The sequence below is a fragment of the Polaromonas sp. P1_E3 genome (genome assembly GCF_056405935.1).
The window spans coordinates 1-2,556 of the sequence record NZ_JBFUBD010000376.1 but is presented as its reverse complement, the minus strand read 5'-3'; the positions used below and the strand labels follow the sequence as shown (position 1 = coordinate 2,556).

General features: G+C 60.1%; 4 protein-coding genes. 1 reads left to right on the top strand and 3 read right to left on the bottom strand.

What is annotated here, in order from left to right:
- The first annotated feature begins 83 nt into the window (after positions 1-83).
- A complete protein-coding gene (locus tag AC1D0Z_RS19445) occupies positions 84-965 on the top strand; it encodes an RluA family pseudouridine synthase (RefSeq protein WP_477659825.1) in 882 nt (293 codons plus the stop codon).
- 6 nt (positions 966-971) lie between these two features.
- On the opposite strand, the gene AC1D0Z_RS19440 is transcribed toward AC1D0Z_RS19445, so the two are convergent.
- The 3 genes from AC1D0Z_RS19440 to AC1D0Z_RS19430 form a co-directional block, all read right to left on the bottom strand.
- Positions 972-1,694 (bottom strand): class I SAM-dependent methyltransferase, encoded by a 723-nt coding sequence (locus AC1D0Z_RS19440; protein ID WP_477659824.1) that lies wholly within the window; start codon positions 1,692-1,694, stop codon positions 972-974.
- Between the two features lie 137 nt (positions 1,695-1,831).
- On the bottom strand, positions 1,832-2,290 hold the full coding sequence (locus AC1D0Z_RS19435; RefSeq protein ID WP_477659823.1) for a DUF2267 domain-containing protein: 459 nt from the start codon (positions 2,288-2,290) through the stop codon (positions 1,832-1,834).
- A 58-nt stretch (positions 2,291-2,348) separates the two neighbouring features.
- A partial coding sequence (locus tag AC1D0Z_RS19430; protein WP_477659822.1) for a hypothetical protein occupies positions 2,349-2,556 on the bottom strand: 208 nt, incomplete at its 5' end.

Genomic DNA, 2,556 nt, shown 5'->3' with positions numbered 1-2,556 from the left:
GCGTGTGGGACGTCGTGTTTGTGCGCGCCTGATCTTGCGGCTGCGCGGGCGTGAGCAAAACACCCAAGCTCGGGCTGCACGGCATGCCCACGCGGGCGGGCATCAGCCCCAGCTGCGTCGGGCTGCCGGCGGGCGGCTGGCCCAGCATCACTGATTTCCTGATAGAACGCTTCCCGGCCATCTCGCGCGAAGTCTGGCTGCAACGCATGCACGATGGCTTGGTGGTCGATGAATTTGGCGAAGCTGTCACGGCCGAACGCCCCTACCGCGGCCACATGCGCGTGTACTACTACCGCGCACTGGATGAAGAGCCGCGCATCCCGTTTGAAGAGGCCGTGCTGTTCCAGGACGAACACCTGGTCGTGGCCGACAAGCCGCATTTTTTGCCAGTCACGCCCTCCGGCCACTACCTGCAAGAGACCCTGCTGGTGCGCCTGAAGAACCGGCTCGGCATCGACGGCCTGGTGCCCATCCACCGCATCGACCGTGAAACCGCGGGCCTGGTGCTGTTTTCCGTCAACCCGGCGGAGCGTGATGCCTACCAGTCACTATTCCGCCGGCATGAGGTCACGAAGCATTACGAAGCCGTGGCGCCATGGCGCGGCGACATCGGCTTTCCCCTCACGCGCAAAAGCCGCATCATTGAAGACGAGCCATTTTTCCGGCAGCGTGAAGTCCAGGGCGAGCCCAACAGCCACACGCTGATCGATGTGATCAAGGTACACGGCGACTACGCGCTGTATGCGCTCAGCCCCGTCACAGGCAAGAAGCACCAGCTACGCGTGCACATGAACGCGCTCGGCCTGCCGCTGCTCAATGACCGCATGTACCCGCCGGTGGATGTGACGCCCGACGACGACTACCGCTACCCGCTGCAGCTGCTGGCCAAATCCATTGCCTTCATGGACCCGGTGACGGGTGAGCAGCGACGCTTTGACAGCCGGTTGGCGCTGCGGGATCTGTAGCGTTGATCAGACCTTGGGATATGTCGCGACTGGCGCCAGCCGAAGGCGGTTCACGGGAACGATGGGTCRGGCGTCGTGTTGGACCACCACCTCCCACAGCGCTTTCTTGCGAACATACTTCTTGGTCGTCTGGTGTTCCCTGGACAAGACCTGCCATCCGGTTGCGAACAGTTCGTCGACGCCCTGCGCATCGAAGAACCTCTTGGCCTGGCCGTCAACAAGGTAGTAGTTTGGCTCAATGGCAGGATGCCCAGTGGCTCCAAAGTTCTTGTCCTCGACCGAGTTCAGCCGGCACAAGAACAGCCCACCCGGCTTGAGCGTCTGCCTGATCCGGCTCACAAGTGCCACGGTTTCATGCCATGGAAAGTAATGCAGGGTAAGGCTTGCCACCACGGCACCAGCTTCGCCAGAGCAGAGGGGAAACGGATCCCTGATGTCCTGGCATGAGATGCGTGCCTGGGGTGCCCGCAGCTTCGCAGCGGCGACAGAAGCGGCGGAAAGATCGAAGGCGACAACGGAAAGGCCGGCACCAACCAAGGTGGACGTGTCTGCGCCCGTGCCACAGCCAATCTCAAGCACCGGCAGTGAGCCAGCGGACTCCTGGAGCATCGGAAGCCATCGGCTAAGCCACGGATCGTGAAGCATTTGTTCCTCGACTCCTAACGTAAAAAGACCGGAACCATCAATGCCTACGGCGAAACGCCTCTTCCAGTACTGCGAGTTCTTCATGTTGCTTCAGCACCGTTCGCTCCCCGACACAGCCGTATCCGTTGGACATGAGAGGCATTCAACAGCCGCCCCGCGGAACTGACAATAGCATCACGGCGTAGCGCGGCCGGCCGTTGAATGTCCGCTCGATGGAAAGGTTAGACCGCATTTGATGCAGACCCAGAGCCTGAGGAATCTTGCAGCTCCCAGTAGCGCCGGGCTTCTGCGGGCAGGAGTGCGAGAACTCTTTCAAAAGCCTGTGTATCTACGTGCCTGCTCAGTGCAGTGGCTACCGAGACGACAGCATCTGGCGGCGAGAAGTTGTGTTCGGGACGAACCGAGCGGACATCAGCGAGCCAGTCAGCCGGCTCGCCGAAGGGCAAGACAGCTTGCTGGGGGTTCCAATCTTCAATGAAGAGGGCGCGAATCATGGGTGGAAGCACCGCGGCGAAAGCAAGCGCCTGGTTTACTGAAAGGCGATTGCGGAAGGCGTGCAACACACCAACCACCATGTTCCAGGCCATATTCGTTGTAGCCAGACTCGCGCAATCGCGAGCATCGACCATGAAGCGTTCGAACTGAAGAGTCGGATTCTGATACTCAAAAGGTAGCGTCATCGTTGCATGCGGTCTGACGGGCAAGTTAGGTTGAAGTTCCGCACAATCGGCGCACACCTCAGACCGGACCATCGTTGATTCCCTCAAAGAACCCACCGATTCGTTGCCATATTTCCTCTGGTAACAGCTTGCCTGAGATAAAAAGCCAAATCAAGTAAAGGGACATGCACCCTCCAGCAATCAGCGAAGGCAGAAAGGCCCACTGCCACCGGCCTTGCAAAGGAACACCGGCCCACCAGCCGACCCCCATGATTGCAAGGCACACT

What these genes read in the sequence shown, in the direction of transcription:
- AC1D0Z_RS19445 (WP_477659825.1), top strand. Translation starts at nt 84, where the DNA reads ATGCCCACGCGGGCGGGCATCAGCCCCAGCTGCGTCGGGCTGCCGGCG.
- AC1D0Z_RS19435 (WP_477659823.1), bottom strand. Translation starts at nt 2,290, where the DNA reads ATGACGCTACCTTTTGAGTATCAGAATCCGACTCTTCAGTTCGAACGC.